We start from the raw sequence: 22,232 nt of genomic DNA, 5'->3' as shown, positions 1-22,232 counted from the left end.
GTGCATCAAGGTTCGCCGAGCCCCGGTTCGGTCCCTCGTGCAAACAACTGCGCACAGAGATCCTTGCCGGCATCGGTCAGGGCCACTGCGGGCACGCCTGCGTCGCTCGGTGTGGTGTCGAGCAAACCCGTATCCGATAACGCCGTGATTTGACGGCGCAAGCTGCTCATCGGCAAGCCGGACTGCTTCGATAACTTCGCGAGCGACCACGCCCGCGCGGGCGATTCTTCCGCGGCGCGCCACAACTGCGTGAGGATCGCGATCAGCGCCGGATCGATTTCATCATTCATGCTGTCTCCTGCCGGCCATGCTGTCGGCCAGTTCGCCTAGCGTTTTCAACGCGGCTTCTGTTTGTATGTTCCAAGGATAACTGTAGTTGAGCCGGATGAAATGGCGAAACGCATCGCGCGATGAAAACATCGTCCCGGGACCGATTGTGATGCCGCGATCGAGCGCCGCTTTATAAAGCTTCATTGAATCGACGCTGGACGGAAGTTCGACCCACAGTACGTAGCCGCCCATCGGCTCGGAAGTCTGGGTGCCCGCCGGAAAAAAGCGCAGCACGGTGGCGATCATGAGCCGGGCCTGTTGCCGGTAAACACGGCGAACGTGGCGCAAATGATGGTCGTAGCCGCCCTGCCTCAGATAATCCGCCACGCCGACCTGCGGCACCGAAGGCGTCGTCAGCGTGTTGAGAAACTTGAGCTTCTCGACTTGCCGCCTGTAGCGCCCGGGCATCGCCCAGCCGATCCGGTAGGACGCCGTCAGGCTCTTTGAAAACGACGCACAATGCAGCACGAGGCCTTTTTTATCGAAGTTCTTGAGCGCGGACGGACGTGCATCGCCGTAGTAGAGCTCCTGGTACACGTCGTTTTCTATCACCGGAATCTCGTGCGTCGCAAGCAACGCGACAAGGCGCTTTTTGTTTGCATCGGACATCACGAAACCCAGCGGGTTCTGGAAGTTGGGCATGACCATGCACGCCGAAATTTCATGCTCGCCGATGATATTCGCCAACGCATCGATATCGATGCCTTCGGACGGATGCGTCGGCACTTCGATGGCGCGCATTCCCATGCGCTCGATCGCGTGCAGCATTGCGTAGTAAGTCGGCGACTCGACCGCGACCGTGTCGCCGGGTTTGGCGACGGCCTGCAGGCTCAGGTTGATGGCCTCGGTTGCGCCGACCGTGATGACGATCTCGTCCGGGTCCACGGGTACGCCGTTCTCCGCGTAACGCCGCGCGATCTGGCGGATCAATTCGGGATTGCCGGGCGGCAGGTCATCGATCAGATTCCAGCTCGAATGCCGCCGGGCGATGGCGTTCGCCAACTGGTTGATCTTGCGCCACGGGAACAGCGACGGGTCCGGATACGGCGAGCCGAGCGGCGTGGCGTCCTCCGAGCGGATGGAGCGCAGTGTGGAGAGCACGAGGCGGCTGACATCGACCGTCGATGCAACCGCCGGCGGCTGCGACGCTGTAGGCGGTTCAGCCTTTGCCGCCGGCATCTCGCGCACGAAGTAGCCGGATTGCGGTCGCGTCTCCAGCAGACCGCGGCTTTCCAGCAAAGCGTACGCGCGCAGGACCGTCTTGATGCTGACGTCGTACTGCGTGCTCGCCTGACGCACGGAAGGCACGCGTTCGCCAACCGCGAACACGCCGCGCCGCATGGCTTCTTCGACCTCAGCCGCAAGCTTTTCGTAAAGCAACACGATGCAAATCGCCTTAAAAGTCTTGAGTCTGCAACTGTACTCCTTGCACATCCGATTTTTTGTGTACCGCGCGCTCCGTGGAACACAGTAACCTCTTGTCATTGGCGTACAGCCTCCTGCACAAGCGGTTAAATGACATGAAAAAGCCAGAACCCCGTATCGAGCCGTACACGCACCCCGCCGCCGGCTGGGGCGCGTTGAAGTACGTCGCCATCAACCTGCTGAAAGAAAAGGTCTCCGGCGGCAATTACCGGTTGCTGTTCGGCCAGAACCAGCCCGACGGTTTCGATTGCCCCGGTTGCGCCTGGCCGGATCGCGAACATGCATCCACATTCGAGTTCTGCGAAAACGGCGTGAAGGCCGTCGCCGCCGAATCCACGAGCAAACGCGTCACGCCTGCATTCTTCGAGGATCACACCGTCGAAGCGTTGATGACGCAGTCAGACTACGAGCTGGAACAGCACGGACGCCTCACCGATCCGCTCGTCTACGACGCCGCCCGCGACCGCTACGTCCCCATCTCTTGGGACGACGCGTTCGGGCTGATCGCCGAGCATCTGAATCGCCTCGACAACCCCGACCGCGCCGCGTTCTATACATCCGGCCGCGCAAGCAACGAAGCTGCGTTTCTTTACCAGTTGTTCGTGCGTATGTACGGCACCAACAACTTCCCGGACTGCTCGAACATGTGCCACGAAGCCACGAGCCGCGGCTTGCCCGTGACCGTTGGCGTCGGCAAGGGAACCGTTACGCTCGAGGACTTCGAACACGCCGATACGTTGCTTCTGTTCGGCCAGAATCCCGCGACGAATCACCCGCGCATGCTTGGCGAATTGCGCGAATGCGCGAAGCGCGGCGCGACCATCGTGTCGATCAACCCGCTGCGCGAACGGGGTCTCGAACGTTTTGCAAGCCCGCAGCATCCAGTGGAAATGCTGACCGGCGGCAGCACGAAGATCAGCTCGGTTTTCATCCGCCCGAAGATCGGCGGCGACTTCGCCTTGATCAAGGGCGTGGCAAAACGCGTGATCGAACTCGACGATGAAGCCCTGAAACAAGGCTTGCAGCGCATGCTCGACGTGGATTTCATCGAAGAACATACGGTAGGTTTTGATGCCTTCGCCGACGATCTTCGCGCTGAGGACTGGGACGCGATCGTCGCGGAATCCGGCGTGCCGATCGAAGACGTGCTGCAACTCGCCGACATCTACGTGCGCGGCCGCGCCGTGATTTCAACGTGGGGCATGGGCCTCACACAGCACAAGAATTCCGTGCCGACCGTGCAGATCCTGTCGAACCTGATGATGATGCGCGGCAACATCGGCAAGCTCGGCGCGGGCCTGTGCCCGGTGCGCGGACATTCGAATGTGCAGGGTGACCGGACTGTGGGTATCGAAGAAAGGCCGACGCAAGCGTTCCTGGATCGCCTTGGCGCCGCTTACGACTTCGAGCCGCCGCGCGAACATGGTTACGACGTGGTGCGCTCGATTGAAGCGATGCTCGCCGGCGACGTGAAGGTGTTCATTGGACTCGGCGGCAATTTTTCGATCGCCACGCCCGATACGCCACGCGTCTGGGAAGCCATGCGTTCTTGCGACCTGACCGTGCATATCACGACGAAGCTCAACCGCAGTCACCTGATTCATGGCCGCGACGCGCTGATCCTGCCGACGCTCGGACGCACCGAGATCGACATGCAGAACGGCGTGGCGCAAGGTGTGAGTGTCGAAGATTCGATGAGCATGGTCCACATCTCGTACGGGATGAACAAGCCGGCATCGGCAAACCTGCTGTCCGAGATCGCGATCGTTGCGCGCATGGCGCACGCGACGCTTGGCAGCGCGAAAGTCGACTGGCTTGCAAACGCAAACGACTACGCGCTGATTCGCGATGGCATTGAAAAGGTGATCGATGGCTTCGAGAACTACAACGAACGCCTGAAGCATCCGGGCGGTTTTCATCTCGGCGTGGCATCGCGTGAACGCGTGTGGAATACGCCGACGGGCAAGGCGCAGTTCCTCGTGAATCCCATCGACCTGGATTCGCCGATTCACCGCGCACGCCACATGCATGGCGAGCGTTTGATGACACTGATGACAACGCGCTCGCACGATCAGTACAACACGACCATCTACGGTCTCGATGACCGCTATCGCGGCGTGTATGGCCAGCGCCACGTGCTGTTTGCGAACGCGCTGGACATCGAGATGCTGGGTTTCGAAGCGGGGCAACGCGTGGACATCACGAGCGTCTGGGACGACAACGTGAAGCGTCGAGTCGATGGTTTCCTGCTCGTGGAGTACGACATTCCGCGAGGGTGTCTTGGCGCTTATTATCCGGAAACGAATCCGCTCGTGCCGTTGTCGAGCGTCGCCGATGGCGCCGGAACGCCTACGTCGAAATCCATTCCGGTGTTGCTGAGGGCTTCCGCCGTATCGCAACTGGAAGCGGCTTGAGCTTGTTCACGGGTCGACGAAAAACCGCGCTCGATCATGAACCGGGCGCGGTTTTCTATGCCGCCACGGTCAAGGAATGATCCTCTGTACCTTCAGCCGGTCGAACAGATCGTAAAACGATTCATCGGTAGGCTGGAAATCAAGGAACCCGAGCTTGCGGCTCTTGGCCATGTCGGTGACGACTTCCATCGGACGGCCGAGGTCTGCATCGGTGTGCCACCACGATGCAAGCTTGGTGATATCGCTTTCCACAAGGTCGAAGCGGCCGGCGATCTCCCTCCATAGCGCCGCACTCTCCTGCATCCGGCTTTCGAGCGGCCGCACTTCGCCATCGAAGGGAACGGGTTCCACGCCGAAGTACTCCGCGATCCGCGACCACATCCATTTCCAGCGGAACACATCGCCATTCACGATGTTGAAGTCTTCGTTCTTTGCCGCGTCCGTGGTCGAGGCCCATTCGAGATGGCGTGCCAGCATACGTGCATCTGTCATATCGGTGAGGCCGTTCCATTGCATCGGCGAGCCGGGGAACACGAACGGCAGCCCCGAATGCTTGCAGAGGGTTGCATACACCGCGAGCGTCGTACCCATGTTCATCGCGTTGCCGATGGCAAAGCCAATGATCGTATGCGGACGATGCACGCTCCATGAGAAGCCCTGCCGCTTCGCTGCGGCGAATACGCGATCTTCCTGCTCGTAGTAGAAGTTATCGACGTCCTGACGACCCTGGCTCTCGCGAAATGGCGTGTCGGGCACGGCGCCCGTTGCGTATGCCTCGAACGGCCCGAGATAATGCTTGAGCCCGGTGACGAGCGCGACGTGTTCGAGCTTCGATGGACCCTGCTCCAGCGCATCGAGCACATTGCTCACCATGGCGCCGTTCACACGGATGTTCTCGCTCTCGGTCGCCTGACGCGCCCATGTGGTGAGAAATACGTGCGTGACATCGATTTCCTCGAGCGCCGCCTTGACCGATTCCGCCGACGTCAGATCGGCAGTAACCGGCTTGACGTTCGCCGAAACGGGCGTGCGGCCGCGTGAAAGTCCGTGGACTTCCCAGCCCGATTCAATGAGCCGGTCCGCGAGATTACTGCCCGCGATGCCGCTGACTCCAACTATAAGTGCGCGATTCGTCATCGGAAATTTGAATGAAAAGAAGGTGGACGGGGTGACCTGGACAGCAAGGCATCAGGCAACAAACGTTCCCAATGATGGCAGTAATCCGGCACACGTGCCGCCCAGTTATCGCGAGCAGCGGTTTTTGAACAGGGAAATAAACCGTATATACTGTTTGTACTATTATTTTTCCGGAGACCTCATGCACGCATCCACCACGAAGAGCCCAAGCAAGAAAGCCGCTGAAATTTTGAACGCCACGCCAATCGAAACCACTCCTGCAGCGCCTGTTGCGATCAGCAAACGCAAGGCAAGCGCCAAAGCCGTGGAAGCCGCCACTGAAGTCCAGGCGAAAGCCGTGAAAGTGCCGGTCAAGTCGAAAGTCAAAACAGCACCCGCTGAGCCCGACACCCACGAAAAGCCCAAGCGCGCGAAGAAGGAAAAAGTCGTGCGCGACAGTTTCACGATGCCGAAATCCGATTACGACAAGATCGCCGCGCTGAAACAAAAATGCCTCGCGAACGGCGTGCATGTAAAAAAAGGCGAGTTGTTGCGCGCCGGACTGCTCATACTCGAGGCTGCGAATATCGAACAGCTTACCGCTGCGGTTGCTGCCGTCGAGACCGTCAAGACGGGCAGGCCAGTCAAGTCCTGATTCAATTAACCGGGCCGTGGCATGAGTACTTTACGCGTGGCGTCCGAAAGCTTTGCGGAGCTCGACGATCTAAACGCCATCCTGAGTTCAGGCGCGAAGCGTCTGCAAACTCGCACGGTCGACGAGGTGCGTGCGGGCGCACGCACCTTCCCTATCCTGACTGCAAGCATCGGCTCGGAAGATCCGCAAGCGCCTGCCATCGGCTTTTTTGGCGGCGTGCACGGGCTGGAGCGTATCGGCACGCAACTCATCCTCGACTACATGCGTGCACTGCTGCGCCGCCTCGAATGGGACGAACTGCTGCTTCAGCAACTGCAATCGGTGCGGCTCGTCTTCATGCCGATCGTCAATCCTGGCGGCATGTGGGCAAACACGCGGTCGAACCCTAACGGCGTCGACCTGATGCGCAATGCCCCGCAAAACGCGGAGGGTCGTGTGCCATTCCTGGCGGGCGGGCAGCGGATCGGTTCGTGGCTGCCGTGGTATCGCGGAGCGCGTGACACCGCGCTCGAAGTCGAAAGCGAAGCGCTGCTTGGAGTCGTCAAGCACGAACTGATGAACCGTCCGCTCAGCTTCGCGCTCGATTGTCACTCGGGCTACGGTTGGGACGACAGCATCTGGTTTCCGTACGCGCGCACGCAAAAGCAGATGCCGCATCTTCCGGAGATGTACCAGCTCAAGGTCATGTTCGAACAGGCGTACCCGCATCACGGTTATGCGTTCGAGCCGCAGAGCCATCAATACCTGCTTCATGGCGACTTGTGGGATTGCGCGTATGACCAGACGCCGCCGTCCAACGTCTTCTTGCCAATGACTCTCGAACTCGGCTCATGGCGCTGGATCCGCAAGAATCCGCGCCAGCTTTTTTCGCGTCTCGGCATGTTCAATCCCATCAAGGCGCATCGCGTGGAACGGGTGCTGCGTCGTCACGCGAATTTTTTCGATTTCCTGACACGCGCGGCGTTTGCATCGAACAGATGGATGCCTGAAGGCGATGCGCGCGCCCCCATCCTCGAGCACGCGATGGAACACTGGCAACGCAAGTCATCGCGATGAGCGCCTGGATCCTGCTGCGTGGACTGACGCGCGAGGGGCGCCACTGGGGCAAGTTCCTGGAGCATCTGCGGCTTGAAGCAGCCCTGCCCGGCGATCAGGTCACGCTGCTCGACCTGCCTGGAAATGGCCGCGAAAGCGCACTGGCTGCGCACCTCAACGTATCCGACATGACCATTTTCGTGCGCTCGCGCGCAGCCGCAGCAGGACTGAAACCGCCCTACCGGTTGCTCGCGATGTCGCTTGGCGGCATGGTCGCAACCGACTGGGCGCAACGATATCCAGAGGATATCGAACGCCTTGTGTTGATCAACACGAGCATGCGGCCGTTCGCGGCCATGCAAGAACGCCTGCAACTTGCCGCATGGCCGCAATTGCTGCGCGCGGCCGCCCTGTGGAACGATCCGCTGCGATGCGAAGGCATCATCCACGGCGTGACATGCAACCGCACGGACACCTTCGACGATGACCTCGCCGTGTGGACCACGATCCGCCGGGTCGCGCCCGTAAGCGCGAAAAACGCATTGCGGCAGCTTTGGGCCGCTGCGCGGTTTCGTGCCGGCGAGCAGGCGCCGGCGTGTCCGACACTGCTGTTGTCATCGAAGATGGATCATCTTGTCAAAGCGGTGTGTTCCGAGCGCATTGCGAAGCAGTGGCAGGCCGAACATAGGCAACACGCGTGGGCCGGCCACGATCTTCCCCACGACGATCCCGTCTGGACCGCCGACGCAATCGCCGGATGGCTGAAGACGTTGCGCTGAAGAAAACACCGCGGGATGGATTTTCCCTGAGAATGCCGGTTACCCTGGCACCGCTGCATTCAGACGGCTAAAGTTTTCACGGAAGACGCCGTTACTAAGCATGCAGTGTCTCTTTGCGCCGGATCCGTTTGCACTATTCGGTCCGGCGCTTTTCGTGCCCGGCGCCACCTCCGAACCTGATATGTTGCGAAAAACCCTGACGCTCGCGATGAGTGCGCTCTTGCCGGGTGCATTTGCATCGAATGTTTCGCCAACAGAACTGACGACCATCTCCGTCAGCCTGATCGTGCAGGAAAGCTGCATGATCCAGTCGGCCGTAGAACCCTCGCCGGTTGTGCGGCCGAGCGTGTCGTGCCTGCACGGGCAGCCCTACGACATCGCGCTTGTCACGGTCGATCCCGCGCAGCAGCCGGCCGCGCTGTACTCGTCGGCCAGCGCCGGCGGTCCCGCAGCGGCGACTGTGTGGATGGTCGGCTTTTAAGCCGGGTTAAAAGCTGATCGTCGCCGTGATCGTGTCCGTGTAGGTACCCGGCGCCGGCGTGGTTTGCGCGGGCACACGCCCATAGACACTCATCACCTGCGCGAGCCCGGTGCCCGTCCCCGTAGCCGCCGATGTCCCCGCGGTGCCATCGCCCCAAGGCGTGGCGAACTGCTGATCGATATAAAGCTGGTAGCCGATCTTCGCCCCGCCCGTACGCAGCATGTTGCGTGCGCCCACCGTGCCGTTCGAACCGCCATCCAGTGTGATCTTGTAAGCATCGCCGTTGGTGCACTGCGCCGTGATCGTCCCGCTCGCGGTCAACGCGGTGTTGAGCAATGCGGCCGGCGTGAACGTGATGTTCGTCGCGCTGATATTGCAGTTATTGACCACCGTCGCGTTCGCGCTGAATCCGAAGGTGCCGCTCGCGGCCAGCGTCGAACATGCGAGCCCCGTGCCCAGCAGATAAAACCCCACGTTCAGCGATGTCTGCGTGCCGCTGAAACTCTGCGTATAAAGCGTGCTGGCGTTGCCGACGCTCGGCACGGTCGGCTGGTTCGCCGATATCTGTCCATAAACCGTCACTGGCTGCGTGAGGGTCGTGCTGAGCGCGGGTTTGGACATCGTGAACGAGATCGGCGTGGTGCCCGCGGCAGTCGAACCCCAAGACACCGAATGCCCTGCGTCCGAATACAAGTCGTATTGCATCTGGTTCGTGCCGTTGAGAAGCTGGCGGGGACTGGTGCCGCCGAGATTCAGGCAGATCTGCGCGTTCGGCACGAGCGTGACGGCAGGCCACGTGCACGTGACGCTGACGGTGCTGGTCGCCGCGGACGAGGCCCGGCTGATCGGGCTCACCGTGCCGAAGTTCAGGTCCGTCGCGACCGCCGTGCACGATTGCGCACTGGCGCGGCTGGACATCGAAAGTGACAACACGATCGCCATGACGAACAGGAAGAACATGCGTTTCATCGCACGTCTCCCACCTTGCTCAAGCAAGTCAACGGTCCGATAGTCGGCAGCGAACCATCGTCCGGCCGGGTGTAGGCGAACGTCACGCGGCAATGCAGCGCGCCGCTGTCGACCACGAGATGGTTCTCTTTCTGCAGACCCTCTATGAACGTCAGCCCGTCGAACCCGACAATGGTCTCCTTGCCGCTCTCCTCGTGCCGCACCGTTGCGCCCGGCGGCAGCACCTTGCCGTCGAGCCCCTGCAGAATCACCGATGCCGCGCTGTATCGCGTCACGCCAAAATGCGCGAGCACGCCGGATTGGGATTGCGGCACGAGGTTCATTGTCGTGGTGTCGATCCGGGCATCGGCGGGAAGCTTCATGCCATCGATGCCAACCCGGTTGTCCTGGTAAGAGTTCAAGTCGGGCACGAGCAGATGCCCCGCGCGATCCGTCACGCCGATCACGCGGTTCTCATGCAGCACGGGAATCCCGGCAATACCGTCCGTGGACACCAGCGCGAAGCCGTCGTAGATACGGCGCGAGGGTTTCACGCTGCCGTCCATCATCACGACGGTTCCCGACAGATCGAGGGACCCGGTCGTACGCCCGGAGATCTGCTGCGCGAGCGCCGTCACCTCCCCGCCGCTGCCGAGATACTGCACCTGCGCCTGCCGATACGGCGACGCGCCCGCGTTGCCTGCCTGCACGCCCCATCCCCAGCCGCCGTCGTAGTTCGGCGGCCGGCTTGCGTTGACGTTGTAGTTCGACTGCCCGTTCTGCCGCCCGACGGTCGCATTCACCGACGTGTTGTTGCCAAGCCCGAAGCTCACGCTGAGGAACGCACCGCGCGACTCGCGTTGCCGGAAATCCTGATACGCGCTGAGGTTCACCGAAGCCAGGTTGCCCACGTTCAACGTGTAGGCCACCGATCCGATCTGCGAAGGTTGCGCCTGCGGATACCTGAAGCCGATGTAGCTCACCGAAAACGTTTGCGTGCTGAAAAAAGGAACGGCCACGGTGACGCGATCGGTCGCGGTAGGCACGGGCGAGCCGTCGCGTGCAGCAAGATCGCCGTAGTTGCCGAACGCGCGGATGCTTTGTGCATCGATGGAAAAATGCGGCTCGATCAATTCATAGCCCAGGCTCGCCTGCGTACCCGCAAGCCGCCCCGTGCTCGCCGAGAGCGATCCGTTGAGCACGCCGGCCATCCCCATGCGTACGAGCGCGCCGGCCCCTGCGTTATAAACGCCGCTGGTGGCTTCGGTGTGCGCTTCGAGTGTGAGGTAGTCGTTCAGCCCATGCCTCGCCGATGCACTCAGCGCCGGCTTCGGATCGTATTGGAACGAGTCCAGTCCATACGCACGACGCAGGAACCCGGCTTCGAACGAATAGCTCGACAAACCGGCCGCGAGCAGACGCGTATCCACATAGAGCGGCACCGATGTCTCGACCGTGCGGCCCAGCGCATCGCGCGTGATCACCGTCGCCTGACCGCCGCCGGTGATCCCTGGCACGTTGTTCACAATGAACGGACCGCTCGGCACGTTGCCGCTGAACTGGCGCACGCTGTTCACATACAGATCCACCGATGAAGGCACGACCGCCGAGCCGCCGAACGCGGGCAAGGGAAACGTGACGAGATCGGGGCGCAGCGCGAAGTTGCTGCGCCACTGAAATCCGCCGATACGCACCGAGCGCGACCACGCGAGCGACGAAGAGATGGTGTCGCCGAACTGCTTCGTGTCGAGCGTGGCGGGGTCCGACGTGCTCCACGATGTGTCGTAGCGTGTGTATCGATGATCGTTCTTGTACAGGTACGCGGTGCCCGTATTGCTGAACACACCGGCGGGATCGAAGTAACGCTCCTCGCTCCAGATCGCGAGCTGTGCGTCCGTGTTGGATTGCGCGTAGGCGTCGTAGTTGATCAGGAACCCGCGCGACGATGTGGCGGGCGGCGTGGCAGTGAGCGCGCGGGTATCGAACGTATAGGGCTTGCGGATGGCGTCCGGCGCTTGCAGCGTGACGCGCTGGCGCGCCGCGTCATAGGTGTAATGCAGCCCGCGAATCGAATCGAGCGGCACCTCGGCTGTCTCCGTGATGCCGAGCCGGTCGATCGCCAGGCCGATGTTATCGAGGTCCTTGCCGCTCGCCGACAACCGGCCGTTCAGCTCGCGGAATTGCGCGATCAAGGCGGAACGCTCGCCATTGAGCATCACTTCGAGGTACACGTCATGAGGCTGGTTCGCGCTGGCGTCGGGACGGACCGGAGGGCCGGGCTGCGGTTGCGATTGCCCCTGCGCAAAAGCACACATGCACTCCAGTACAGCAACCAGCCCCGTTGCGACAAGCGCGATGCGGAAGCCATGTGAATGACGTATGGGGCGTCGTCGTATTCTCATCGATTGAATGGGGACGCATCATGTCAGCTCTCGGCGACATTCTCGACAACAAGGCAGCGATGAGTTCGTGGCGCCGGTCAGCCCGGCGGCGCAACCGTCACCACGGCCTCGAGCGGCAATGAATTGACAGCGGCCCGTACCGTCACGGCGCCGCGAAGATCGGCGTCGGCGGGAAGCGGCACAGACCATTGGCGGGCGCGCCCGGCGAGCGCGTACCCAAGCAGTCCCTTGTTGATCTCATGGAGCTTGCCGGCGCTGTCCACCAGTTGCACTGCCGCGATCTGCGCGCGCCTGGCACCCGTGTTATCCACGCGCAGGACCCAGCCCTTCGCGTCGTGCGCGAGAGACCAGGAAAGCGCTGGCACGGTCGCCTTGCCCGCAGGCTCGACGAACACCGGCACGGAATAGCGCAGGCGTATTGTCACGCCGTCTGCCGGCGCGGTATCGGGCGCAGGCAATTCGTCGATCAGGATCCGGTAGCTCTGCTCGGTCCCCACGGGAGCAGGCGATGTCCGCACAAGCCGCACGAGCTGATCCGACTGTGCGCTGATCTGGATCAGCGGCGGACTGGCGACCAGTTCCTGCGTCGGCGTGAGCGCGTCGTCCCGGTTGACCTGATCCCAGCGGAAAATGCGTACCTGCCCGTACAAGGGCTTGTCGCCGGGATTACGCAGCGTGATGCCCGTTGCGCTCTCGTTCGACTGCAGGTCGACCATCACGGGCGATATCTGCAGCGTGGCGGCCTGCGCCGTGCACGTCAGGAGCGCGAACAGAACCCCACCGTAGCGCCGGATACTTGCCATGAAACCGCCGTGGGCGATCAAAAATAAACCGTCGCGGTGACTGTGGTCTGGTAGAGATCAGGTTTCGGTGTAGCTTGCGCAGGAACCTGACCGTACACGGTGATGGACTGGGCCGCCCCGGTGCCTGTGCCCGCCACGGTGTTCGTGCCCTGGGTGATGCCCCAGGGGACCGAGTGACCGGCGTCCTGATACAACTGGAAGGCTACCGTCGTACCCGTATTGCCCGTGGCAGTCCCTGCAAGCAAGCGCGCAGCAACCGTGGAACCGGCCACGCTGCCGCCGTCGAGTCCGACGTTGTACGGCGTGGTGTTCGTGCAGGTGACCGCAAGGGTGGTCTGCTGGTTGATCGCGGTTGCCAATACGCCGTTCGTGCCGAAATTCAAAGGCGTGGCGGCAATCGTGCAATTGGCTTGCAGCGTAAGCGATACGGTAAATGTGGCGGTCGCCGTACCGTTGGTATAAACAGCGGCATTCGCGATTTGTACAACCGGCGCGAAAAGCAATGCGCCCGCGAGCACGGAAGATATGAATCTCGGCTTCATTTTGGCACCTCTCTCTCAGTGCGCTGACTTGATTTATATACAGCGTTGCAGCAGCGCTGAGATTCATATTACCTATTGAATAAAACAATTCCAAGTTAATTGATTGAAACGATGTTTCAGATCACTTTGTGAGGTCGGGTTATTACTGACCGGTGCGCGTACGTTATAGAACGACTGGCGCGGGAGACATCCCTATAAACCCTTCGCCGGGTTTCGGCAGTAAAACAACACCTTAGGTATTCGCTGGACGTTTAATCGGATGCGCTGCTGGCCGGGGATCGCGCGCGCAACGTCAAATCGCATTGCACGGCTCGAGGATTACACATTGACGACGGTTTGTTTATAACCAGCAGGATAATCAGATATTGAGGCCACCCACGGTTATATCGGGTTGATGCGGGAATGCCATCTTGTTTGCCCCACACCGCGCACTATCCGGCAGATATGGGCGGCACTCTGTAATCGACCGCCACGCGCCATGCTACATACTGCGCGTTCGGCTCACCCCAATAATATGCCGCAGGATACTTTTCACCTGCATTGGAATTCAATGCAAGCCGCCATCAACATCATTCAGCCATTGCTTCCATGCATTGCGCGGCGACCAGTTTCGCGAGCATCGAATGGATTGCTTTACGTTCCGCAGGAAGCAGCGCGGCAAGTATTTCGTCGTTTTGCGCCTGAGCAATCGTCGCGGCGCGCGAATATGTTTTCTTGCCCTTCGTGGTCAGCGACACGACAACACCACGGCCATCGGTTGCGTTCGATGTCTTTTCCACCAGCCCTTTTCTCTCGAGAATGTCCGTTGCACGACTCGCCTGGCTGCGATCCAGATTCGACGCGCGGCCCAGATCCGATACCGAAAGCGCACCGAACGACCCCACGCTCAACAAGACGCGAGCTTCGGTCAGCGTCAATGCAATACCGTTGCTGAACGCTTCGTTCATGGCCTTGTCGGTCTGCTTTTTCAGCACATGCAATCGATACGTGAACAGGCTTTGAATCATGGTCGTATTGTTCATTTCTTTCCTCCGGCTTTTTTGCATTCCGACGAAAGCGCACAAGCGGTTTTTAGATGCTTGCGCACGCATCAATTAATCGATAGCATCAGCTTAGCTCAATCCCGGGCTTTCGGGACAAGATTCGCTTGGAGGGCAGAGTTTTGAATACGCAAGATGGAAAAATCACGGTGGTTGGCGGCGGCGCCATTGGCGGTATCGTTGCGGCCCGCCTCGCGCGGTCCGGCCAGGCGGTCAGCCTGCTTGCGCGGGGCGCGCAGCTTGACGCCATAAAACGCAGCGGCCTCAGCGTGATTGATGGCGATGATCGCTATACGCTCAAAGTCGATGCAACCGATCAGCCCGAAACGCTGGGCGTGCAAGGCCTGCTTTTCATCTGCCTGAAGGGGCCCGCACTGACTGCGGCGGCAGCTTCGCTCACGCCGCTCGTCGGTCCCGGAACGCATATCGTGTCGGTCATGAACGGCGTGCCGTGGTGGTATCTCAACGAATTCGGCGGTGCGCTCGCAGGTCAGCGTCTTGAGTCCGTGGACCCTGGAGGCGTGGTGTCGGCGGCGCTGCCGCCATCGCAGGCATCGGGATGCGTGGTGCATATTTCATCGTCGATTGCAGAGCCCGGCGTGATCCGGAAAGGCTACGGCAACGAGCTCATCATCGGCCCGGGATCCGCGCGAATGGCCGATCGCGCGGCTCGTGCCGTCGAACTGTTGCGTCACGCCCAGTTCGACGTAGTCGCGTCCGATGACATTCGCCGCGACATCTGGGTGAAACTGTGGGGCAACATGACCATGAACCCGATCAGCGCCATTACGCGATCAACCGGCGACGTGATCCTGGACGATCCGCTCACCAAGAGCCTGGTTGTTTCCGTCATGGAAGAGGCGCGGCGCATTGGCAAGGAGATCGGGATCGAGCTGACCATGACCACTGACGCCCGCAACGCGATGACGCGCAAGCTCGGTGCGTTCAGGACATCGATGCTCCAGGACGTGGAAGCTGGCCGCCAACTTGAAATCGAGGCGATTCTCGGCGCGCCATATGAGATTGCAGTGAAGGCGGGGATTCCGGCGCCGTTCATCAGCGTGCTTTACGGGCTTGTCGGGCAACTGAACGCCAATCTGATCAAACAGGCTTGAAGTACGACCAACAGCCCTTAGCCAATAAGACACGCGGGGCTCGCGCGATACGGTTTGGCGGGAAGTCCCGCTGATTACAACCGCTCAGAAAATCTTGCCCGGATTCATGATGCCGTTCGGATCGAAGACCTTGCGGATCTCCTTCATGAGCCGGATCTCCAGCGGGTCTTTATAGCGATTGAAATACTCGCGCTTGAGCTGTCCGATGCCATGTTCCGCGCTGATACTTCCGCCATAATGCGCGACTTCGTCGAGCACTTCGGCGGTCAGGCCTTCGCCATGTTGCGCGAAGTAATCGCGTGGCGCGCCGGCCGGGCGCGAGAGGTTGTAGTGCAGGTTGCCATCGCCGAAATGACCGAAAACGATCAGACGTACGCCCTCGCGATGATTTTCCACTCGCTTGCCTGCGGTTTCGAGAAACGCTGGAATCGATTCGATCGGCAGCGACACGTCATGTTTCAGGTGCGGTCCATCGGCGCGTTGAGCCTCCGATATCTCTTCCCGCAAACGCCACATGCTATTTACCTGCGCAATGGACTCGGAAACCGCAGCATCGGCGCATAGCTCGCGCTCCAGCGCTTCGCCGATCACCGTTTCCACGAGTTCGCGCAACGCGGGCTCATCGACGGTATCCGCGAGTTCGATCAACACATACGCCGGATGACGTTCGGCGAACGGCGCACGCATGCCCTCGACTTGCGCGAGCACCATGTCCAGACATTGCGCCGTGAAGAACTCGAATGCCTGCATGCGCGGACCGCCGCGCTCGAACAAAAGCTCGAACAGTTCCAGCGCTTGCTGCGACGAATTCACCGCGGCCAGCACGACCACGCGCACGTCATTGCGTGCATATAACCGCAGTGCTGCAGCGGTAATGATGCCGAGCGTGCCCTCCGAGCCGATCATCAACTGCTTCAGGTCGTAGCCGGTGTTGTCCTTGCGCAGCGTGCGCAGCCCGTGAAAGATCTCGCCGTTGGGCAACACCGCTTCAAGGCCGAGCACGAGTTCACGCGTCATGCCGTAACGCACGACGTTGACGCCGCCTGCGTTGGTCGAGAGGTTGCCCCCCAGTTGACACGAGTCTTCGGCCGCAAGGCTTAACGGAAGCAACCTGTGCTGCTCTTCGGCGGCACGCTGCAGGTTGCCGAGAATGCAGCCGGCTTCGGCGACCATCGTGTTGCCCACGGTATCGATACTTCGAATCGCGTTCATGCGATCGAGGCTCAGGATCACGTTGGCCGGACTCGCATCGGGCGTGGCGGCGCCGCACAAACCGGTATTGCCGCCGCGCGGCACCACGGGCACGCGGGCGTCCGAACACAAGGCAAGACATGCGGCGACTTCGTCCGTTGTCGATGGACGCACAACCGCCTGCGCCTGGCCCTTGTACATGCCGCGCCAATCCGAGAGCCACGGGGCGATTTCATCGGCAGATGTGATGACGGCGTCGGTTCCGAGCTTGTCGGCAAGACGTTGGGAGAAGGCGAGATCGGTCATTGTTGGCGAGGGGTGATGTCGAGGTTGAGCCGCGCCGCGGCGTTTTGCAGATGCGATGTTGCGGCCGTACGGGCAGCGAGCGCGTCGCCAGCGCGGATTGCGTCGAAGATACGGACATGTTCGCGATGCACGGCGTCCGGCAGCCGGTCAAGCGCGAGCGAATGCGTGCGCGCCGTTTGCACCGCCTGGCGGATCTGGAGGTTCAGGTACTGCAGCAGATCGACGTAGTAACGGTTATGCGTGGCATGCGCGATTGCCACATGGAACGCGATGTCCAGCTCGACTGCCGGTTCGGGGGTGTAGAGGTGATCGGCGAGGGATTGCAAAATGCTTTCCAGCGATTTGATGTCGGCGTCGGTGCGGCGCACGGCAGCGAGCGCCGCGGACGCGCCTTCGAGATCGAGCCGCAGTTCGTACACCGCGCCAAGGTCGGCGCGGTCGGCGCCGACCGCCTGCGGAACCTGAAAGCCGCCGCTCTGCGTGCGTGCCGTGACTGTGCAGCCGGCGCCTTGCCTGCTATCGATCAGACCATGGGCGCGCAAACGCTCGGTGACTTCGCGGATCACCGACTGGCTCACGCCGAATTGGAGCGCGAGGTCCTTGCCCGACGGGAGTTTTGTCCCGACCGGGTAAACACCGTCGCCAATATCGCGCGTCAATTGCTGCGCGACCTGATGCGTCAGGGTAAGGGCCTTGGGCAACAAGATTCGCTCTTTCTCGATTTATCCGGTTTGCATGTTATATGAAAACTTTCAATCGGGAAATCCGGAGTTCGCGCCAGCCGTTGATTCAGACGTGTGCCAGGCCTCCGTCGACCGTGATCTCCGAGCCAGTGATGTACGACGACGCGTCCGAGGCAAGGAACAACGCCGCTTGCGCGATCTCGCACGCTTCGCCCCATCGGCCCATGGGCACCATCTCCGCGATATACGCCCGAACCTCCGGATTCCCGGTCGCCTCACGCGTCAGCGGCGTAGCGGTCGCGCCGGGCGTAAGCACATTCACGCGAATGCGGCGCGCGAGCACATCGCCGTCCATGGCCAGCGTCCTGCCGAAACTGCAAATCGCGCCCTTGCTCGCCGCGTAAAGCGGATCGCCGGGCCGGCCTTTGCGAGCGGCGACCGACCCCGTGAGGATCACCGACGCGCCGTCGCGCAAGAACGGCAACGCGTGAATCAGCGTGAAGATCGTGCCCTTGACGTTGATGCTCATGAAGTCATCGAAGGCCTGCTCCGACGTTTCCGCGATAGGCGGCGTCTCCGACACACCCGCATTCGCAAACAGGATATCGATACCGCCAAGCTGGTTATGTATATCGGTGATTGCGAGTTTGAGTGCGTCGGGCCGGGAGATGTCCGCCGCCACGCCGATAACGCCCGTCCCCAGACTCGCCACCGCCGAGTCCAGCCGGGCACGGTCGCGCGCAATCAGCGCGATGCGCGCGCCTTGCTCGATGAATAATTTCGCGGCTTCGAATCCGATGCCGCTGCTTCCGCCGGTGATGACAGCGCGCTTTCCGTCAAGACGCATGATCGCTCCTTATTAAGTCAACGGTCGTAGACTAAATTCGGAAATGGCGCTTGTCAACGACTGTTGATAAAATCAGAGTTTAAAGTTAAAGGGCGACCCTTCACGATGCAGACCCCGAAAAAGGTCACGCGAGATTCCGAAGCGTCGCGCGCGCGTATCCTCGATGCCGCGAAAATCCGCTTCTCGCAGAACAGTTACGACGGCGTGGGCGTTCGTGAAATCGCGGCCGATGCCAACCTCGACCCGGCCATGGTGCTGCGTTACTTTGGCTCGAAGGAAAACCTGTTCCGCGAGATTGCATCGCAGGCGTTTGAAGTCGAAGCGCTCCTGGCAGACGGGATCGAAGCGTTGCCGGAACGCGCGGCGAGCTTGCTCATGGGCGAAGTCGATGACGACGCATGGCGCTCGGGATACGATCCGTTGCGCTTGTTGCTGGCTTCCATAGGCAGCGTGACGGCCGGACCCATACTCTCGGAATACCTTCACCGCGACTTCATTGCGCCGTTAGTCAAGGCAATAGGCGGCCGTGAAGCGCGCGAGCGCGGCGCTCTGGTGGCCGCGCAGATTGTGGGATTTGCGCTCATCCGGGTTGCCGGAGATTCGAACGAAGGCGCGTTGCCCAGGCGAAAATCACTCAAGCAACTGCTGGTGAAGGTTCTTGAGGATTTGTCGCGAGCGCGTTAGCTTGCGCTGAATGGTGGAGCGACCAAGTGTCAGACATCAATCCTGATCGAAAGGAGTAAGCAAGCGCCCACGAGTCAGAAGGATTGACGTGTAAAGGACCGAAGGGAATGTTCGAAAAGAATGATTGGTTGATCACGGCCTTGGTTGATCATGGCCTCGAAGTGCACCCAGATTTGAAACGGCCGGATCGCTGATGGATCCGGCCCGCTCCACGAGCACCGCCCAAGCGGTGCTCGACCGTGTCCGACGCTAGAACGCGATGCGGGACATGACGGCCAGTCTTACTGGTTCACCAAATCCTTGAACGCTTTGCCGGCGGTAAACTTGACCGTCTTGGCAGCGGCGATCTGGATGGTGTCGCCGGTCTTCGGGTTGCGGCCGGTGCGTGCAGCCCGCGCACCCGTGCTGAACGTGCCGAAGCCGACGAACTGAACGCTGTCGCCGTTCACAACGGCTTGCGTCACGGTAGAGATAAATGCATCGATAGCCTCGGCAGCCGCAGCCTTGCTGGTGCCGGTAGCGGACGCCACGGCGTCAACGAGTTCTTGCTTGTTCATTTCTGTTTTCTCAAAGATGGGTACGACTCACTGCCCATGCGAGCGCACGGTGGAAGCGTCACCTTACCGGACGCGGCGGTCGGAGGCAAATCAGTTTCACCCTGACAGGGCAGGCGATTCCGGCCGATTCCGCTGTGCGGCAGGCCTTTGGCCGGGCCGCCGCCATGGGAAGGTGAGCGCGGAATGTTAACCCGGTTGACGCGCGACAGGAAACCCCGATGCGGTTTTGTCGGCTTCGACGGGTAAGTCCACCGAAAACGCGTTTAATTTCGAAGTTCTGGCGTGGTGCGTTTGTTTACCGCATCAAAACAATTGTCACGCAAAGCGTCTAAACATTACTTTTAGCTTTCGATAAAACAGGGATTGTATGCTCGCGAACAGCGTCACGCTTAACATCAGACAAACCGAGGGCTGACTCAGTTTTGAAGCGAAACGCTAAATGTTGCGTAGCAGTTCATGCCGTTAGATCGTCGTTCGCTCCTACTGCGATGGAAATGCGTCGGCGCTTCAAAGCACCAGAAAGACGATCTGATCACAGTTGGCATTTAGTTAGTCATCCGAATTAATACTAAAGGCTGTTGTTCAATTTCCGCCGAGTTTGAAAAGCCTGTGATTCTGATCATTGTCCGTCCCCGGCCGAACTTGCTTTCTCCCAGCCAGGTGCCCGCGATTCCTCACTAGCTTAGTGAATTTCAAGCTTTACGCAGCGTTCTATGGATGGCCGGTCTGATGTATCCTCGACACCTGATTGCAGGCTTCACCGCGCGAGAATGAATCGGCGTTGTCATAACATCAAACCCGGTGGCGAACATTTAAGGCATGCGGGACGACCCCGGCTCGCTTCATGGCCACGTGAAAGATCAGCTTCGCGCATGCACGCCCCGTCCCGTTCGAGTTCCTCCACGTTCTGAGCGATGCATTCAAGTACCGTATGCGTAACGACCGTGAACGCCAGGCAATCGACATGACACACCTTGCTCACGCTGTGGCCTGCTCCGAACAGGCGCTTTACGAGACTTCAGCATCATGATCGATTCATCGGCAACACCGGATCACGGAACCATGGCGAACATACTCGTCATTGGAGGCGGATTTACAGGCGTCGCGTTTGTGATTCACGCAATCCAGGCACGCCCTGCTGGCGTGGATCTCAACTTCATTATCGTGGAGCCATCGGCGGATCTGGGTCGTGGAATCGCTTATGGAACGACAGAGCCGTTGCACCGGATCAACGTCCCGAGCGACCGGATGAGCCTCTTCGCAAATGACTCGACGCACGCCACACGCTGGCTCAAGCAACATGAGGCATTGGAAGCAGGTAGTGTAGATGAACAAGGCCACTACTACGTGTCCCGTCAGCGGTATGGCGAGTATGTCGATGCAACCTTGAAAGACGTCGTGGCTGAAGCCGCTGCGCACGTGCGCGTGAGTCATCGTCGTGCGAGCGCTACGGGCTTGACCAGAAGCAACTCGGGTTACATCGTCGAGCTGGACGACGGCGGCCAACTCGAAGCGCAGCGTGTGGCGCTATGCTTTGGACATACGCCGTCGCAGCCACCGGGACGTATCGATGAAAACGCGTTGCGAGATCCGCGTCTGATCGCGCATCCATGGTCACATGACGCGTTGCACGCGATCCCGCAAGATGCATCCGTGCTGCTGGTCGGCACGGGCCTGACCATGGCCGATGTCGCCGTGACGCTGATAGGACGCGAGCATAGTGGAAGTATCACGGCGATCTCGCGGCGCGGTTTGCGAGCGCAACCGCACGGCATTTTCGCCGACGCCGCCGACTTCCTCGGCAACACGGCGCCCCCTTCGACCGCGCGCGAGCTGGTGAAAATACTGCGACAGCGGATCGCGCGTGACAAACAGGCGAACATCGGCTGGCAGCCCGCCGCAGACGCATTTCGTTTCGAGCTTCCGCGCATCTGGAACGCGTTGCCCGCGCACGAGCAACGCCGTGTTGTCAGAAAGTTGCTGCCGTTCTGGGACGTGCATCGGTTCCGTATCGCGCCGCAAATTCACGCGGCCATTGAACACGCAATTGGAACGGGACAGATGAACGTGGTTACGGCCGGTATCGGCGAAATACAGCGTTCCCTGCACGGCTTTCGCGTGGGACTCAAACGCCGCGGCGGACACATCGAGGAACATGAATTCGGCGCCGTGGTGTTCTGCACGGGACCGGCTCGCGACATAGATAGAAACCCGCTCGTGAAGTCATTGCTCGAAAGCAGGCTCGCGCGTCTGGATGCTGTGAAGACAGGTCTCGATACCGATCTTCAAAGCCGCATACTCGACGCCGACGGCAACGTGTCTCCCGGCCTCTTCGCATTCGGCCCGATGACCCGCGGAAGCTTCGGCGAAATGACCGGCGCGCCGGACATTGCGCGGCATCTCGAGCGGCTGCTGAAGGACGGCAGCTTGCTCGCGTATTCGGAGCATTGAAACCTTGCTGCAATGACGCCGCATATCAAAGGAGAATTTCTTGTTTAGCAGGAGATTACGTTTGCGCTAAGTTCTTGTCGGCAAGCTGTTTGCAAGCTAACCACTCGAGAACAAATCAGAGAGAGAATGACTTTGCTGCGGGAAATCCATGTGTCGTTGCTTGCGCCCGTTATAACCGCGTCGGCTCATGCGGCCGATCCGGACAAGAAGGAGATCAGCTTCGGCGCGACAGCCGGACCTTACGTGGACCAGATCCGCTATGGCATCAAGCCGCTGCTGGAGAAAGAGGGCTGCAAGGTCGCCATTGTCGAATTCACCGACTATGTTCAGCCGAATCTCGCGCTTGCGGACGGTGCACTCGACGCCAACGCGCTCCAGCACGAAACCTACCTGAAAAAATTTTTGGACGATCACAAGCTGCCACTGAG

The 22,232-nt window shown here is 60.5% G+C and carries 21 protein-coding genes; 9 read left to right on the top strand and 12 right to left on the bottom strand.

Annotation, left to right across the window (positions count from 1 at the left end):
- Window positions 1-5 precede the first annotated feature (5 nt).
- On the bottom strand, window positions 6-290 hold the full coding sequence (locus tag ACFFAR_RS01340) for a helix-turn-helix domain-containing protein (RefSeq protein ID WP_062001029.1): 285 nt from the start codon (window positions 288-290) through the stop codon (window positions 6-8).
- On the bottom strand, window positions 283-1,713 hold the full coding sequence (locus tag ACFFAR_RS01335; RefSeq protein WP_375507423.1) for a PLP-dependent aminotransferase family protein: 1,431 nt from the start codon (window positions 1,711-1,713) through the stop codon (window positions 283-285). Before ACFFAR_RS01335 ends, ACFFAR_RS01340 begins: the two co-directional genes overlap by 8 nt.
- A 137-nt stretch (window positions 1,714-1,850) precedes the next feature.
- Here ACFFAR_RS01335 and ACFFAR_RS01330 point away from each other — a divergent pair, with 137 nt between their 5' ends.
- Window positions 1,851-4,169: an FdhF/YdeP family oxidoreductase gene (locus ACFFAR_RS01330; RefSeq protein ID WP_174362224.1), complete on the top strand. Its 2,319-nt coding sequence runs from the start codon at window positions 1,851-1,853 to the stop codon at window positions 4,167-4,169.
- Window positions 4,170-4,238: 69 nt separating this feature from the next.
- On the opposite strand, the gene ACFFAR_RS01325 is transcribed toward ACFFAR_RS01330, so the two are convergent.
- Window positions 4,239-5,306 carry an NAD-dependent epimerase/dehydratase family protein gene (locus ACFFAR_RS01325; RefSeq protein ID WP_174362225.1) on the bottom strand — a complete coding sequence of 356 codons (1,068 nt, stop codon included), beginning with the start codon at window positions 5,304-5,306 and terminating at the stop codon, window positions 4,239-4,241.
- 7 nt (window positions 5,307-5,313) lie between these two features.
- Between ACFFAR_RS01325 and ACFFAR_RS01320 the strand changes: the two genes are divergently transcribed.
- From ACFFAR_RS01320 to ACFFAR_RS01305, 4 genes are all read left to right on the top strand, one after another.
- On the top strand, window positions 5,314-5,940 hold the full coding sequence (locus tag ACFFAR_RS01320; protein WP_375507422.1) for a hypothetical protein: 627 nt from the start codon (window positions 5,314-5,316) through the stop codon (window positions 5,938-5,940).
- Between the two features lie 21 nt (window positions 5,941-5,961).
- On the top strand, window positions 5,962-6,996 hold the full coding sequence (locus tag ACFFAR_RS01315; RefSeq protein ID WP_174362226.1) for a M14 family zinc carboxypeptidase: 1,035 nt from the start codon (window positions 5,962-5,964) through the stop codon (window positions 6,994-6,996).
- A complete protein-coding gene (locus tag ACFFAR_RS01310; RefSeq protein WP_075360238.1) occupies window positions 6,993-7,754 on the top strand; it encodes an alpha/beta fold hydrolase in 762 nt (253 codons plus the stop codon). Before ACFFAR_RS01315 ends, ACFFAR_RS01310 begins: the two co-directional genes overlap by 4 nt.
- Before the next feature lie 181 nt (window positions 7,755-7,935).
- Window positions 7,936-8,235, top strand: coding sequence for a hypothetical protein (locus tag ACFFAR_RS01305; RefSeq protein ID WP_174362227.1), 300 nt, complete (start codon window positions 7,936-7,938; stop codon window positions 8,233-8,235).
- Between the two features lie 6 nt (window positions 8,236-8,241).
- Here the strand turns inward: ACFFAR_RS01305 and ACFFAR_RS01300 are convergent, their stop codons facing one another.
- From ACFFAR_RS01300 to ACFFAR_RS01280, 5 genes are all read right to left on the bottom strand, one after another.
- Window positions 8,242-9,195, bottom strand: coding sequence for a spore coat protein U domain-containing protein (locus tag ACFFAR_RS01300; RefSeq protein WP_372237099.1), 954 nt, complete (start codon window positions 9,193-9,195; stop codon window positions 8,242-8,244).
- Window positions 9,196-9,200: 5 nt separating this feature from the next.
- Entirely contained in the window at window positions 9,201-11,498 is a 2,298-nt protein-coding gene (locus tag ACFFAR_RS01295) for a fimbria/pilus outer membrane usher protein (RefSeq protein WP_174362228.1), read from the bottom strand.
- Window positions 11,499-11,662: 164 nt separating this feature from the next.
- Window positions 11,663-12,388: a molecular chaperone gene (locus ACFFAR_RS01290; RefSeq protein ID WP_062001038.1), complete on the bottom strand. Its 726-nt coding sequence runs from the start codon at window positions 12,386-12,388 to the stop codon at window positions 11,663-11,665.
- Window positions 12,389-12,405: 17 nt separating this feature from the next.
- Window positions 12,406-12,930: a spore coat U domain-containing protein gene (locus tag ACFFAR_RS01285; RefSeq protein WP_062001039.1), complete on the bottom strand. Its 525-nt coding sequence runs from the start codon at window positions 12,928-12,930 to the stop codon at window positions 12,406-12,408.
- Between the two features lie 569 nt (window positions 12,931-13,499).
- A complete protein-coding gene (locus tag ACFFAR_RS01280) occupies window positions 13,500-13,952 on the bottom strand; it encodes a MarR family winged helix-turn-helix transcriptional regulator (protein ID WP_375507421.1) in 453 nt (150 codons plus the stop codon).
- A 140-nt stretch (window positions 13,953-14,092) separates the two neighbouring features.
- On the opposite strand from ACFFAR_RS01280, the gene ACFFAR_RS01275 reads away from it, so the two are divergent.
- Window positions 14,093-15,085 (top strand): 2-dehydropantoate 2-reductase, encoded by a 993-nt coding sequence (locus tag ACFFAR_RS01275; protein ID WP_174362230.1) that lies wholly within the window; start codon window positions 14,093-14,095, stop codon window positions 15,083-15,085.
- A gap of 84 nt (window positions 15,086-15,169) precedes the next feature.
- Here the strand turns inward: ACFFAR_RS01275 and ACFFAR_RS01270 are convergent, their stop codons facing one another.
- The 3 genes from ACFFAR_RS01270 to ACFFAR_RS01260 form a co-directional block, all read right to left on the bottom strand.
- Entirely contained in the window at window positions 15,170-16,582 is a 1,413-nt protein-coding gene (locus ACFFAR_RS01270) for an FAD-linked oxidase C-terminal domain-containing protein (protein WP_174362231.1), read from the bottom strand.
- Window positions 16,579-17,286 (bottom strand): FadR/GntR family transcriptional regulator, encoded by a 708-nt coding sequence (locus ACFFAR_RS01265; protein ID WP_075360231.1) that lies wholly within the window; start codon window positions 17,284-17,286, stop codon window positions 16,579-16,581. The genes ACFFAR_RS01270 and ACFFAR_RS01265 overlap by 4 nt, the downstream gene beginning before the upstream one ends.
- Window positions 17,287-17,371: 85 nt before the next feature.
- Window positions 17,372-18,112 carry an SDR family oxidoreductase gene (locus ACFFAR_RS01260; protein WP_174362232.1) on the bottom strand — a complete coding sequence of 247 codons (741 nt, stop codon included), beginning with the start codon at window positions 18,110-18,112 and terminating at the stop codon, window positions 17,372-17,374.
- 105 nt (window positions 18,113-18,217) lie between these two features.
- Between ACFFAR_RS01260 and ACFFAR_RS01255 the strand changes: the two genes are divergently transcribed.
- Window positions 18,218-18,796: a TetR/AcrR family transcriptional regulator gene (locus ACFFAR_RS01255; protein WP_375507420.1), complete on the top strand. Its 579-nt coding sequence runs from the start codon at window positions 18,218-18,220 to the stop codon at window positions 18,794-18,796.
- Window positions 18,797-19,077: 281 nt separating this feature from the next.
- Here ACFFAR_RS01255 and ACFFAR_RS01250 read toward each other — a convergent pair whose 3' ends face one another.
- A complete protein-coding gene (locus tag ACFFAR_RS01250) occupies window positions 19,078-19,371 on the bottom strand; it encodes an HU family DNA-binding protein (protein WP_256701356.1) in 294 nt (97 codons plus the stop codon).
- A gap of 1,008 nt (window positions 19,372-20,379) precedes the next feature.
- Between ACFFAR_RS01250 and ACFFAR_RS01245 the strand changes: the two genes are divergently transcribed.
- Both ACFFAR_RS01245 and ACFFAR_RS01240 read left to right on the top strand, forming a co-directional pair.
- Window positions 20,380-21,804, top strand: coding sequence for an FAD/NAD(P)-binding protein (locus tag ACFFAR_RS01245; RefSeq protein WP_174362234.1), 1,425 nt, complete (start codon window positions 20,380-20,382; stop codon window positions 21,802-21,804).
- Window positions 21,805-21,930: 126 nt separating this feature from the next.
- A partial coding sequence (locus ACFFAR_RS01240; RefSeq protein WP_375507419.1) for a MetQ/NlpA family ABC transporter substrate-binding protein occupies window positions 21,931-22,232 on the top strand: 302 nt, incomplete at its 3' end.

The sequence above is a fragment of the uncultured Caballeronia sp. genome, assembly GCF_964243625.1.
In the GTDB taxonomy this organism is placed as follows: domain Bacteria; phylum Pseudomonadota; class Gammaproteobacteria; order Burkholderiales; family Burkholderiaceae; genus Caballeronia.
The sequence above is the reverse complement of the archived record's forward strand: the minus strand, read 5'-3'. Positions and strand labels throughout refer to the sequence as shown.